Genomic DNA, 12,755 nt, shown 5'->3' on the forward strand with positions numbered 1-12,755 from the left:
TACAAAGTTTAGACTATCCAGCTTTTTAACAAAAAAATTATCCGAAAATTTAGTTTAAACATGCTCTTAAAAGAGAATTAGCCGTGAAGTCGTATCTTTACCCTTTTAAATTTGACCTTTATTTATGTCTTTACAATCCTTACAGGCAGTAAGTCCGATCGATGGCCGTTATCAAAGTAAAACTGTAGCTTTAGGCGCTTTTTTTAGCGAAGAAGCGTTAATTAAATACCGGGTACGCATTGAAGTAGAATATTTTATTGCCTTATGCGAATTGCCATTACCTCAGTTAATTGGTTTTAATACTAGTAAATTTAACGAATTACGTAAACTATATACCAACTTTAAAAGTAAAGATGCACAACGAATAAAGGAGATAGAAAAAACCACCAACCACGATGTAAAAGCGGTTGAATATTTTCTGAAAGAAGAGTTTGACCGGTTGGGGTTAAGCGCACATAAAGAATTTATCCATTTTGGCCTTACTTCACAGGACATTAATAATACGGCAATTCCTTTAAGTTTAAAAGAAGCCATAAATGAAGTCTATATTCCACTTTATCAGGAAGTATTAGGTAAATTAACCTCACTAGCCTCTGATTGGAAAGCCGTGGCAATGCTTGCCCGTACGCATGGCCAACCTGCCTCTCCTACCCGACTCGGTAAAGAAATTCAGGTGTTTGTTAGTCGACTCGAAGCACAATTTGATTTATTGAATGATATTCCCAGCGCAGCAAAATTTGGTGGGGCGACCGGTAATTTTAATGCACACCAGGTAGCTTACCCTACGATAGACTGGAAAAAATTTGGTCAAAAGTTTGTACAGGAAACCCTGGGACTACACTATTCATTTCCTACGACGCAGATTGAACATTATGATCATATGGCTGCCTTGTTTGATGCTTTAAAACGAATTAATACTATAATTCTAGATTTAAACCGGGATATTTGGACTTATGTTTCTATGGACTATTTTAAACAAAAAATTAAAAAAGGGGAAGTAGGTTCCTCAGCAATGCCACATAAAGTAAACCCTATTGACTTTGAAAATAGCGAAGGTAATATTGGTATTGCTAATGCTTTATTTGAACATTTATCTGCAAAACTTCCGGTAAGCCGATTGCAACGGGATTTAACGGATAGTACCGTATTACGTAATATCGGAGTGCCCATTGGGCATACCTTAATTGCATTTCAGTCTACTTTAAAAGGTTTGTATAAACTTTTACTAAACGAAAATGCCTTTCAAAAAGACCTGGAAGCAAACTGGGCTGTGGTAGCAGAAGCCATACAGACCATTCTAAGACGAGAAGGCTATCCTAATCCATATGAAGCTTTAAAAGGATTAACCCGAACCAATACTCAAATTAATCAGGAGTCCATTGCTGATTTTATTGACTCCTTAGAAATTTCTAAACCTATAAAAGAAGAATTGCTTAGCATCTCACCTACTAACTATACCGGAATATAAATGAGATGGTTTAAACCCGGAAACAGAACTATGATTATACTCACTGCAACTTTGTGCTTTGGGTTTATTATTACCGGTTTAACCACCCTTCTGGATTACTTATTAGTTCAAATACTTTGGGTAGGGCTATTTTTTTACTTTATTATTTCTCTGGTATTCGTTAACCTTCCGGAAGAGAAAGATGAATAACTTTTGTCTAATCCATTATATTTTTAGGCATAGCCAAAGAAACTTAGGTACTTATAAATAAGTAAAAAAAGCTCCAGTTGATAATAGCGTTAGTGTATCAAAATTAACTCAACTATTTTGTTTACAGCTATCAATTCTATCCTAAATCCTTTCCGAAATAAAGAATTTTTAGCTACCTTCCCTTTGGGACGGGCCGGGGATGTTATCTAAGTTATTTTAAACTAAAACTAAAAAATAAACCCATTACATTACTTAAACAAGGTGGTATAACGGGCTATGCTTTTCAAAAATTAAAATCTACTTAAATTCAGGTTAAATACTATCAAAGATGCTAGCTGCATCCAGTACGCTAGAACTGTTGTCCATTAGGGTTTTGGACAAAGTATTCATCTTTTCCGTGCTCATATTATTACCCAATACCCGAACCAGGGCAAACCCGGCTGAAGGTTTTGTGGCATAAATAATGACCTCATCAATACGGGTATCATCTCCTTCATATAATATTTGAACATTCGTATTATTTTTAGAAAAACGCATTAATGATTCGTATTTCTTATTTTTTAAAATTGCCGTCACCTTTTGTTTTTCCGTTTCAAATTTAGCAGTATTAGCTTCCGAAGCTTTTAAGGCTAGAAAGTTTACTTTTTTAATACTTTCCAGTGCTTCTTTCTCTTCTTGTTTTAATTGAAGGCTTTGTGCGTCCAATAAGCTAGTAGGAATATCCATTGTGATAAAATCCGCATCTTCCTTTTGGTTGACCAAATATTCCTGTAAAGTTGTTTCCTGATTACAAGAAGCTATGAAAAGGACAGCACTTAGTAATAAAACACATTTTTTAACTATTTTCATCTTTCTATTTATTTTTATCTACATTTTTCAATTCTTTTCCTCCGGGTATGTTTAAATCATCAGCTAACTTGGATACTTGTTTCAAATCTATATTTCCAGTGATAATTAACACTACGGTATCAGGGGAATCCTTAGAAGAATTATTTCCATCCGGGCTTTCCAGGAACATAAAAAGCTCACTAACAAAATCCTCATTCTTCCCGGGTTTAGAATAAAACCGAATGTTCTGTCCGTCACTATTTACACGCATTAATTCATCCAACGAGGCTTTTTTAAGATAACCCGTCACATCTGACTTCATTTTTAAACCTACTTCTTTATTATCCGTAGCAAATACTTTTATGTTTTCAATATTTTCTACCAAGTTGATATACTGTTGTGTCTCCTGGTCGCCGCTATCAAAATCGATTTTGCTTAGTAACTTAAACATCTTACTGGTCATCACCATAGAAGAAACATCATTCATATTCTCGTACTTATCAAAAGTACCTTGGGCAATAATAAATGTGGGGGCAATGAGGATTAGGGCAATTATGATATACTTTTTCATTTGTTTTCTCTTTAGTTTTTTAGGGTATTATTTAATTGTAATTATTTTATTTTTTGTTTTTTCAAATTCATCCAGGTATTTTAAATCCTGTGCACCATGGTTCATATAGCGTGCTACCAGATGTAAAACTTCCTTTGTTTTTTGCATTGCAATTTCGGGGTCTTCATACGTACCCAGTTCTTCTTTTTCGGAGGGAAGGCTGTTGACAAAAACACCGATTAGGATAGCAATCGATGCTGCAATTCCAAGCATCCAAATGACCGAAGGCTTCTCTCGATTAAACACAGGTTCTTTATCCGGTAAGGTAACTGATTGTTCTTTCTCGAAGAATAAGAACATCTGTCGATACGCATATAAGGAAGGTTCGTCTTTATACTTTTGTAGTTCTTCTTTTAAACGTTGCTCGTCAGATAGTGAGGTGGCGCCTTCCTCATATTTTTTTAGTAACGATTTTATTTCAGGTAATTCCATAGCTATGTTTTTTTTCAATTTCGGTACGTATCCATTTACGCGCTCTCGATAAAGAGACCCGTACGGCGGTCTCATTCATATCCAGCATTTTAGCAATTTCATGATTATCATATTGTTCAATATCCCGCAATTGAACGATCATACGTTGTTGTGCCGGCAGTTCATTCATAACCCGTTGTACCCAATCCATGGTATCTTTAGCTTCGGTTTTTCTATGTAAAGAAGCTTCCCTACTACTATAATTAGAATGAACCAGTTTCATATTTTCGGATTCTTTAGCTTTTAATTTATCAAAGCAAAAGTTTTTGGTCATCGTCATGGCAAAAGCTTCTACATTCTTATACCCGGTGATACTGCTTTTATTTTTCCACAACTTCAACAGAATTTCCTGGGTAGCATCTTCAGCTTCTTCGGTACTCACCAATAAACGCTTGGCCATTCTAAAAAGTTTGTCCTTAAACGTATCGGTTAATTTTATAAAAGCTACTTCTTTCATTCCGGTTATTCGTAAAACCTGCGTTATTAATGCTTTATAAAAGGGAGACGACCTACTGCTTTTTTTGTTACAAGTATACTAAAAAACAATTTTTATATGTTATCTTTCTACATAATAGCCGTACTAATATGATAATGAAGGTATGTAGTACTACATATTCAATATTCCGGAGCTATAGTCATTTAAAGCAACAGGAAGCATACCACTTTGAAATTAATCAAAACAGGATTATTAAATGAAATACAACTACCTCTTTTTTCTCTTCTTCGGAAGCAGTTTACTTATTAATACGGCTTGTTTTAAAGACAATGATGATGTAATTGTTCCATCAAATACTTCAGAAATTAATGATTTTATCTGGAGGGGAATGAACCGCTTTTATTTGTATAAGGCTACTTCTGCAAACTTAGGCAACGACCGATTTGACGGCAATACCGAATACCAATCCTTTATTAATTCTTTTGATTCACCGGAAGCTTTATTTGATAATTTACAGGTAGTCATTGATGAATTTAGCTTTTTAGTAGATGACTATATTGAACTTGAGAATTCTTTTAACGGAATTACCAAAAACAACGGGATGGAATTTACATTAAGTCGCTATCCTAATGAACCCACTAATATTTTTGGATTTGTACGTTTGGTGCTACCTGGTACAGATGCGGAGGCTAAAGGACTTACCCGGGGAATAATTTTTAACCGTATTGACGGTCAACAGATTACTGAAAATAATTTTAGGTCTTTACTTGCTTCAGATACGTATACGATTGGATTAGCAACACTAGCGGGCGAAACTATTACGGAGGTAGCTACCACCATAAGTCTTACTAAAGTTGAATATACGGAGAACCCTGTATTTATTGATAAAGTCATTGTTGAAGAAGGAAAGAAGATAGGTTACCTGATGTATAACGCTTTTAATGCTAGTTTTGACTCCCAATTAAACGCTGCTTTTGCCCGGCTTAAATCTGAAAATATTGAGGAGTTAGTCCTAGACCTTAGATATAATGGCGGTGGAAATGTAGAGACTGCCAAAGATTTGGCCAGTATGATTACCGGACAATTCAACGGAGAAATTTTTTCTACTGAAGAGTGGAATGAAGAGTTTCAGGAAGCATTTCTAAACGATAACCCCGATCGCCTGATCAATCGATTTGATACTAAAATTGATAATGGGGAAGATATTAATTCGTTACAACTTACCCGGGTTTTTGTGTTGACTACCCGTAGTTCAGCTTCTGCCAGCGAACTGATCATAAATGCATTAGATCCTTATATCGATGTAGTAAGAATAGGAACTACTACCCGGGGTAAATTTCAAGCATCCATAACGCTTTATGATTCGGATAATTTTAGACGACAGCGGGCAAACCCCGGTCATACCTATGCTATGCAACCTTTAGTACTTAAGTCACTAAACTCAGTTGGGTTTACCGATTATTTTGACGGACTTGCTCCGGACATTGAAGTACCGGAAGATTTTAGTAATCCCGGAGTTTTAGGAACTCCAGAAGAACCCCTTTTTAAAGCAGCCTTAGACGTGATTTTTGCCAGGAAGTCTTTAAAACATAAAGCGAATATTAGATATCAGTTTGTTGGGGAAAGCGGGGAATCGCAACTAAACTATCAAAAGATGTTTAAAAAGGAGATTGAATTTACACATTAACATCAAAATACAATACTTTTTTTAAGTTAAAACCTTATATTTAGAAATTATTTAAAATGCTCTTATGAAAAAGATAAAATACCTAAGCTTGTTAGTTGCCTTTATTACACTAATAGCTTGTAGCAACGATGATGAAGGAACGGATACAGATACAGGTAATGAAATAGATACTGACAACGAAGTCGTAAATGAAGATTTTGAGGTTGATGACTTTATTTGGCAAGCTATGAATCTAGTATATCTTTATAAAGCAGATGTTTCAGATCTAAATGATGACAAAATTCAAAATCAATCGGAATATGAAAACTTTTTAAAAAGCTTTGATTCTCCGGAATCTCTGTATGACGCATTGCAATCCAGTCAAGACCGATTTAGTTTTCTAACACCAGATTATGTAGCCTTAGAGAAACAATTCAGTGGCATCTCTAAAAGTAATGGAATGGAGTTTGGTTTAGTAAGAAAAACTCAAGGTGGTGACGATGTAGTAGGATTTGTAAGATATGTTTTACCAAGCACGGATGCGGAAAGAAAAGGGATTGAGCGAGGAGATTTTTTTGATGCTATTGATGGAGAAGTATTAACTGTTAATAGTAATTTTCAAGAATTATTTGCAAGAGACTCCTATACCGTAAGATTTGTGGACGAGACTAATAACTTTACTCCTATAGAAGATATAAACTTAACCGCGGTAGAGTATACAGAGAATCCTATTTTTATTTCTAAAACCATAGATTATAAAGGTCAAAAGATCGGTTATATAATGTATAATGGATTTACCGGCACCTTCGATGAACAATTGAATGATGCTTTTGGAGTCCTAAAAACGGATGGAGTTACAGATTTAATCCTTGATTTGCGTTATAATGGAGGTGGTTCCGTACGTACGGCCATTGATCTAGCCGCGATGATTACCGGACAATTTACCGGTGATATTTTTTCTAAAGAGATTTGGAATGAAAATTTACAGGCACAATTTTCATCAGGGCCAAACGGAGAAGAAAATTTATTAAATCGATTTGTAGATACGATACGAACCGGAGCTCCTATTAATAAACTAGAGCTTGCTAAAGTCCATGTTTTAACAACCGATCGTACCGCTTCGGCTAGTGAATTAATAATTAACGGATTAGATCCTTATATCACTGTAGTACAAATTGGAGAAACTACTACTGGTAAGTTTCAGGCCTCTGCAACTTTTTATGACTCGCAAAATCTAGGTAGAGAAAATGCAAATCCTAATCATACCTATGCGATTCAACCATTAATTTTTAAATCAGCAAATAAAGATGATATTACTGATTTTGTAGATGGATTGGTTCCGGAAGTTCCTTTTCAGGAAAGCTTACTTAACTTAGGTACTTTAGGAGAAGTAGAAGAACCTTTTTTAAATGCTGCCTTAGAATTTATTACAACTGGCGCCGTGCCTACTAGTTCTAAAAGCAATTTATTGAATGAAACCATCGGTGAATCAAAAATGCATTCACCCATCTACCAAAAAATGTATGACAATACTAAAGATTATTCTTTTTTATTAAAAGATTAGTCATGAGATGTATGATAGATTTTACTTTTTTAGTTCCTATTTTTCAAAGGGAGGAGCTAAAATAGTATTTATTTTTTAGTGAGCATCCTTAACTAATCCTACTCTTGACAATTTTTTAAAACTAGCATTCTACAACCTTTAAATTAAAAATTATAAAAATTTATCTTTGTTATAACAAAAAAGCAAATGTGATGAATATAGAAAGTACCAAGTTAGAACTAATGCATTTATTACTTCAAACTCAAGAAGAATCATTACTTACTAAATTAAAGAAAGTTTTTGAAGAAGAGCAAAAGGATTGGTGGTATGATTTAAGCAAACAAGAACAAGAAGATATTGAAGTTAGTATTATTCAAGCAAATAGAGAGGAGTATATAGATGATAAAGAAGCGATGAATCGCTTTCAAAAATGGCATTAAAAATAGTATGGACTCCTAAAGCTCTCGAAGGTTTAGATTCCGTGCTTGATTATCTTGATATACATTGGACCTCAAAAGAAATATTAATTTTAGAAAGTAAAATCGAAGAATTTAAATCGCAAGTAGAAAGGACACCTTTTATATACCCAACTACTGGGAAACACAAGTATATTCGAAAAGCTGTATTGAGCAAACACAATTATATTATCTATCGGATAAAACCTCAAAAGAAAGTTATAGAAATTATTTATTTTAAAGCATCAAAACAGAAACCGGATTCTTAATAGTACTATCTCCAAATTAAAAGTTTCATTAACACTATTTCCTGCTGGAAATACCCTAAAAATCAAAGCAAAACCTCTTATTAAAATTATAACGCTGAAAATTCCCTACGGTAGTTTAACCGTATGTACACGATAATTAAACTATTAAATATTGTTAAAAAAGTTTAATTTTTACTCTTAAAATTTATTAAACATTACCTTCTTTCGTACGAAAATATTACTTTTAACAATTCTTTAAAAGAACCTTATGAAAAGAATACAATATTTAGCTTTTTTGTTTGCCTTTGTGATATTTTTTAGTTGTGGTAGTGATGATGAGGGTATGGATCCAATCTCAGATCCGGATCCGGATCCAAAAGAAGAAATTGATCCGGACAATGAGGATTTTGAAATTGATGATTTTATATACGAAAATATGAACCTGTACTATCTTTATAAAGAAGATGTTGCAGATTTAGCTAATAATAGATGGGAATCAGAACAAAAATATAAACAGTATTTAGCTAATTTTGAATCTCCCGAATCTCTTTTTGATAATTTACTATCAAAAGACTTATTATTAGGACAACGTAAAGACCGGTTTAGCTTTTTGATTAATGATATCAACACGTTTAAAAATGCCCAGTCCGGAGTAATTACTACCAGTGGTATGCAATTTAAAGTAGGACTAATTTTTCAGGACAGTAGAGACCTATTTGGTTATGTAACCTATGTGTTACCTAATACGGATGCAGCGACAAAAGGCATCCAAAGGGGTCAATTTTTTACCCATGTAGACGGATTAAAATTGACAATTGATAACTTTTTAGATTTATTAATAAACGATAACGCTTCTTTTACGATTGGCTTTGCAGATCAGGATTTTCAAAGAACTGAAGATATAACTTTACTAAAGGCTCAACATATAGAAGATCCCATTCATATTGCTAAAACTCTTGAATTTAATGGAAAGAGAGTTGGATATTTAATGTATAACGAATTTAACTTTGATTTTAACGGACAGTTAAATGAAGTTTTTGCAGATTTTAAAGCAGAAGGGATTAGTGATTTGGTATTAGACCTAAGATACAATGGTGGGGGTTCCGTAAATACTGCGATTGCCCTTGCCGGAATGATTACCGGACAGTTTAAAGGCGAAATTTTTACTCAAAATTCTCATAATAAAGATTATCAGGCAGCTATTAATAATTTTGCTAATGCAGATGAAATTTTATTCGATCGGTTTTCTGATAAAGTTACGATAGAAATTAAAGACGATGGACCTAATATAACCGAACCTATGAACTCTTTAAATTTAAATAGGGTTATTGTATTAGCTGGTTCTAATAGTGCATCTGCTAGTGAATTAATTATAAATAGTTTAGAACCTTATATCGAGGTAGTCCACATTGGAAATAATACCACCGGTAAATTTCAGGGATCAGCAACCATTTATGATTCTGAAAGGGTTTTTACAAGACAAGGTATCAATCCTAATCATAATTATGCTTTACAACCCTTAATTGTTAAAATTGCAAATAAAGAGGGTATTACCGATTTTGCTAATGGTTTAACCCCGGACTATACATTTATAGAGAACGCTTTTAAGATGGGAACATTAGGTGATGTATTTGAACCTTGGTTAAATGAAGCCTTAGAATATATTGTAACTGGTACTTTAACAGAAACCAAAAATAATGGTAACAGTTTTAAAGAAGTAGGAAATTCTAAAATGAAGCAGTTAAACTATCAAAGAATGTATGTAGATATGGTACCGGAAAAATAACTGGCTGTATTCTTATTATAAGAAAGCCGTTTCAAAGCATATTGAAACGGCTTTTTGCTCTTTATAGCCACGCAGGCAGGTATGGGGTACTCTACTGAAAGTAAATCTTAGAAGGTACGACGCCTACCGTAACAGATTCAATGACTTCCAGGGTTTCCAGATCGATAATATCCAGTTCACCATCACTACCAAAATCTTTTGCATCTACTGCATATAACCTATTGTCGCGAATACTCATACCATAATACGATAAATCTTCAAGTATAGGAGACTCGGCGAGGGTTTGTGAAGTTTTTGCTATCTTGTAAACTTTTGCATCCAGGTAATAATAAATTTCTCCATTTTCATAATCCATTAAAGAAGGTTGTTGCTGATCCGGAAAAGGAATTGTTGTTTCAATTTCATTAGTGGTTGTATTTAATTTAACCAAAGCTCCAGGGGTAGATTTTGAAGCATCAACAAAATCAGGTTTTCCTCCACATAGAATCCATAAATTTTCGTCTCCGTCAAGTTCTAACTCATCCGGATTATCTCCTACTACGACTTCCGTAACATTATCTGTATTAATATCAATAATTGAAAGTATATCGTTATTGGTAAAACCTCCTTTATGAGATACATAGATAAAATCACCTTTACCTACCACCCTTTCTGGACCATTAGAAACCGGAATAGTATTTTCGACCGTAAAGGTTTCTAAGTCCAGGACTGCTATAAAATCATCCGTAGTATCTTCCGGATTTCCCCAATTAGTAACATATCCTTTACCACCCGCAAAATCGATATATCTTGGAGTTTGTAACCCTTCGGTAACAATTGTTTTTTCCTTAAAAGTATAGCGATTTACAACGGCTACGGTATTAGCATTATCAACCACTACAAAAGCCAGGCTATCTAGAAACCCTATAGATTGTTGAAACGTTCCTAATATCCCTTCATTTACAGTGCTATAGATGTTATTCCGTACATTAGCTAAACTTTCCGGAATAAAGGATACTGATCCGGAGACTCCGGTAGTAGATCCTTCATGAGATACCAGTATTCCATTTTGAAATGCTCCCTGAATAATTTCTTCCGGAGTTGTGTTGTCATCGTCACTACAGCTAGCCAGAAACAAGGTAGTACATAAGCTTATTAGGAATAAATTTTTGATTGTCATTGTGTTTAAAGATTAAGTGTTATTTGTAATTGATAATTCCGTGGAGGCATCGGCCTAAAACCTACATTTTGATAGATCTCATTATAAAGATTGGCTACTTTAATTTCAGTTAAAGCAGCTATATTTTTTCCTAAAGAAAAATGATACCCAATTCCTACATTGGACACATCATATCCGGCTAATTCCCGGGTATTATCCGTAGTCAAAAACACCGGGGCGTTGTATAGAAACTGATAGTAAAAAACTAATTTTTTGTAAGCATAAGAAAGAGAAGCAGTCACCTTATGCATTGGTACATAAATCAATTGTTTATCCGTTTCCTGATTTTCAGATACCGTATATGCGTAATTAGTATCTATTTGCAATTGACCGTAGGTAAACTTTTTCAGGTAGGAAGCTGTGGTTTCCATACCATAACTTCTTACACTAGCTACATTGACCGGAGACCAAACAGTTCCGCTTAAGGGTCGCCATTGAATCAGGTTTTTTGCATCGATCAGATACCCTGCTACATTTACAGATAAATTCTTAAAATGAAATCCCTGTACAAGTTCTCCCTGTACTGATGTTTCCGGAATAAGATCAGGATTACCTTCACCTCCGGGACCTCCCCAAAACAAATCGTTATAGGTAGGTATCCTATAATTACGGGATGTATTTAATTGTAAGTGATACCAAGGCGTTATTTTATAGGTGGCATCAAAAGAATATAATAAAGGTGCCTTAAACGCATTATTTTCTTCTTGCCTCAGGTGAGCGGTATACGAAAAGTTCTTATTTACTTCATGTTTAAACGTCAGGATCCCGGTGTAAATAGATCGATCTTTCGGCTCAAAAAAATTAGTGCCTTCCCCCTGAATATAAGATACCTGCCCTTGAACTTCTAAGTACAGATCATCTGAAAGTGTATATCCACCCGTATATTTTCCTAAATAAGTACGGGATTTACCGAAATCAAAATCATCAGAATTCCGATCCGCATAATATCTATAATTTTCGTACAAAAATGCGGTAGATACCGTAGAAGTAAATTTATTTTTTTGATGTTGCCAACTAAATATTGTCCTTGAATTTCTGTCTTCGTAAAAATCATTGGACGGAGAAGGTACTGCTCCTGAAAGCACTCCGGAAAAACCACGGTCTCCAATAAAGGTATTATGGTGAAATTTTAAAAGATCCTTTTTAGAAATATAATGTCCTACGTTCAGATTAAGATCATAGTTCTGATAATCACCGTTTTGATTTTTAAAATTGGTCGTAAGATAGTCAAAATCATTATCCGAAGAAGAACGTTCCATTCCCCCGGAGATTGTACTTTTACTCGTTCCGTAACTAGCTTTATAGTTTACTAAGGAAGTAGCAAAACTGCCGTAACCCGATCGAAACCTTTGATCAAAATGTTTATTAAAGTCAAGAGTATTGGTCAAATGTACCGAACCCCCAATAGCCCCACTCCCAAATTGTACACTGCCACCGCCGCTCCGGATAGTAATTTCATCCAGGTTTCCGGTTCTGATCGTATTAAAATCCGTTTGTCCGTTAAGTTGTGAGTTGATATTAATACCGTTCCAAATGACCGCAGTTTGAGCAGCACTGGTACCTCTAAAAGATGCCGAAGAAGTTCCGCCTATTCCGTTTTCCCTAAAATATAAGGTGGAATTATAGCGTAACAAATCGGTTAATGCAGGGTTATTTCGTTGTATAGTTGAGTCCGTAAGTGTTTCTTTTTTAAAGCCATCAGAAAACACGGTCAAGCGTCGGTCTTTAAGAAAAACCGCTTCCAGTTCGTTTACAGGGATTTCCTGACCGAAACTTAATAGACTACACCCTACCCCAAGGATACTGTACAAAAACTTTTTGATCCGCTTCATCATTAATTGAACCTTTTTCCCGAGA

At 34.6% G+C, this 12,755-nt stretch carries 13 protein-coding genes; 7 read left to right on the top strand and 6 right to left on the bottom strand.

Annotated features, from left to right (window positions below):
• The first annotated feature begins 124 nt into the window (after nt 1-124).
• Together purB and NBT05_RS17745 are read left to right on the top strand one after the other, a co-directional pair.
• Entirely contained in the window at nt 125-1,468 is a 1,344-nt protein-coding gene (gene purB / locus NBT05_RS17740) for an adenylosuccinate lyase (RefSeq protein ID WP_265771229.1), read from the top strand.
• Nucleotides 1,469-1,657 (top strand): hypothetical protein, encoded by a 189-nt coding sequence (locus NBT05_RS17745; RefSeq protein ID WP_265771230.1) that lies wholly within the window; start codon nt 1,469-1,471, stop codon nt 1,655-1,657. It abuts the gene before it with no gap.
• Between the two features lie 312 nt (nt 1,658-1,969).
• Here NBT05_RS17745 and NBT05_RS17750 read toward each other — a convergent pair whose 3' ends face one another.
• From NBT05_RS17750 to NBT05_RS17765, 4 genes are read right to left on the bottom strand one after another with little or no spacing between them, the layout of a single operon-like run.
• A complete protein-coding gene (locus NBT05_RS17750) occupies nt 1,970-2,506 on the bottom strand; it encodes a DUF4252 domain-containing protein (RefSeq protein ID WP_265771231.1) in 537 nt (178 codons plus the stop codon).
• Between the two features lie 4 nt (nt 2,507-2,510).
• Nucleotides 2,511-3,056 carry a DUF4252 domain-containing protein gene (locus NBT05_RS17755; protein ID WP_265771232.1) on the bottom strand — a complete coding sequence of 182 codons (546 nt, stop codon included), beginning with the start codon at nt 3,054-3,056 and terminating at the stop codon, nt 2,511-2,513.
• A 27-nt stretch (nt 3,057-3,083) separates the two neighbouring features.
• Nucleotides 3,084-3,527: a hypothetical protein gene (locus NBT05_RS17760; RefSeq protein WP_265771233.1), complete on the bottom strand. Its 444-nt coding sequence runs from the start codon at nt 3,525-3,527 to the stop codon at nt 3,084-3,086.
• Nucleotides 3,514-4,023, bottom strand: coding sequence for an RNA polymerase sigma factor (locus tag NBT05_RS17765; protein WP_265771234.1), 510 nt, complete (start codon nt 4,021-4,023; stop codon nt 3,514-3,516). Before NBT05_RS17765 ends, NBT05_RS17760 begins: the two co-directional genes overlap by 14 nt.
• Nucleotides 4,024-4,258: 235 nt before the next feature.
• On the opposite strand from NBT05_RS17765, the gene NBT05_RS17770 reads away from it, so the two are divergent.
• From NBT05_RS17770 to NBT05_RS17790, 5 genes are all read left to right on the top strand, one after another.
• Nucleotides 4,259-5,689: a S41 family peptidase gene (locus NBT05_RS17770; RefSeq protein WP_265771235.1), complete on the top strand. Its 1,431-nt coding sequence runs from the start codon at nt 4,259-4,261 to the stop codon at nt 5,687-5,689.
• A 64-nt stretch (nt 5,690-5,753) separates the two neighbouring features.
• The gene (locus tag NBT05_RS17775) at nt 5,754-7,232 is read left to right on the top strand and encodes a S41 family peptidase (protein WP_265771236.1); all 1,479 of its coding nucleotides are present in this window, start codon (nt 5,754-5,756) and stop codon (nt 7,230-7,232) included.
• A 191-nt stretch (nt 7,233-7,423) separates the two neighbouring features.
• Nucleotides 7,424-7,651 carry a hypothetical protein gene (locus tag NBT05_RS17780; protein WP_265771237.1) on the top strand — a complete coding sequence of 76 codons (228 nt, stop codon included), beginning with the start codon at nt 7,424-7,426 and terminating at the stop codon, nt 7,649-7,651.
• Nucleotides 7,642-7,935 (top strand): type II toxin-antitoxin system RelE/ParE family toxin, encoded by a 294-nt coding sequence (locus NBT05_RS17785; protein WP_265771238.1) that lies wholly within the window; start codon nt 7,642-7,644, stop codon nt 7,933-7,935. Before NBT05_RS17780 ends, NBT05_RS17785 begins: the two co-directional genes overlap by 10 nt.
• 247 nt (nt 7,936-8,182) lie before the next feature.
• On the top strand, nt 8,183-9,700 hold the full coding sequence (locus NBT05_RS17790; RefSeq protein ID WP_265771239.1) for a S41 family peptidase: 1,518 nt from the start codon (nt 8,183-8,185) through the stop codon (nt 9,698-9,700).
• Between the two features lie 91 nt (nt 9,701-9,791).
• Here NBT05_RS17790 and NBT05_RS17795 read toward each other — a convergent pair whose 3' ends face one another.
• Nucleotides 9,792-10,859, bottom strand: a complete 1,068-nt coding sequence (locus NBT05_RS17795) for a YncE family protein (RefSeq protein ID WP_265771240.1) — start codon at nt 10,857-10,859, stop codon at nt 9,792-9,794.
• Between the two features lie 5 nt (nt 10,860-10,864).
• The gene (locus tag NBT05_RS17800; RefSeq protein WP_265771241.1) at nt 10,865-12,733 is read right to left on the bottom strand and encodes a TonB-dependent receptor plug domain-containing protein; all 1,869 of its coding nucleotides are present in this window, start codon (nt 12,731-12,733) and stop codon (nt 10,865-10,867) included.
• Nucleotides 12,734-12,755 lie beyond the last annotated feature (22 nt).

The organism is Aquimarina sp. ERC-38 (assembly GCF_026222555.1).
Taxonomy (GTDB): domain Bacteria; phylum Bacteroidota; class Bacteroidia; order Flavobacteriales; family Flavobacteriaceae; genus Aquimarina.

Bases quoted from the DNA above. Each gene is read 5' to 3' on its own strand.
- NBT05_RS17800 (WP_265771241.1), bottom strand. From the start codon at position 12,733: ATGATGAAGCGGATCAAAAAGTTTTTGTACAGTATCCTTGGGGTAGGG.
- NBT05_RS17785 (WP_265771238.1), top strand. From the start codon at position 7,642: ATGGCATTAAAAATAGTATGGACTCCTAAAGCTCTCGAAGGTTTAGAT.
- purB (WP_265771229.1), top strand. From the start codon at position 125: ATGTCTTTACAATCCTTACAGGCAGTAAGTCCGATCGATGGCCGTTAT.
- NBT05_RS17780 (WP_265771237.1), top strand. From the start codon at position 7,424: ATGAATATAGAAAGTACCAAGTTAGAACTAATGCATTTATTACTTCAA.
- NBT05_RS17760 (WP_265771233.1), bottom strand. From the start codon at position 3,527: ATGGAATTACCTGAAATAAAATCGTTACTAAAAAAATATGAGGAAGGC.
- NBT05_RS17755 (WP_265771232.1), bottom strand. From the start codon at position 3,056: ATGAAAAAGTATATCATAATTGCCCTAATCCTCATTGCCCCCACATTT.
- NBT05_RS17770 (WP_265771235.1), top strand. From the start codon at position 4,259: ATGAAATACAACTACCTCTTTTTTCTCTTCTTCGGAAGCAGTTTACTT.
- NBT05_RS17745 (WP_265771230.1), top strand. From the start codon at position 1,469: ATGAGATGGTTTAAACCCGGAAACAGAACTATGATTATACTCACTGCA.
- NBT05_RS17750 (WP_265771231.1), bottom strand. From the start codon at position 2,506: ATGAAAATAGTTAAAAAATGTGTTTTATTACTAAGTGCTGTCCTTTTC.
- NBT05_RS17795 (WP_265771240.1), bottom strand. From the start codon at position 10,859: ATGACAATCAAAAATTTATTCCTAATAAGCTTATGTACTACCTTGTTT.
- NBT05_RS17775 (WP_265771236.1), top strand. From the start codon at position 5,754: ATGAAAAAGATAAAATACCTAAGCTTGTTAGTTGCCTTTATTACACTA.
- NBT05_RS17765 (WP_265771234.1), bottom strand. From the start codon at position 4,023: ATGAAAGAAGTAGCTTTTATAAAATTAACCGATACGTTTAAGGACAAA.
- NBT05_RS17790 (WP_265771239.1), top strand. From the start codon at position 8,183: ATGAAAAGAATACAATATTTAGCTTTTTTGTTTGCCTTTGTGATATTT.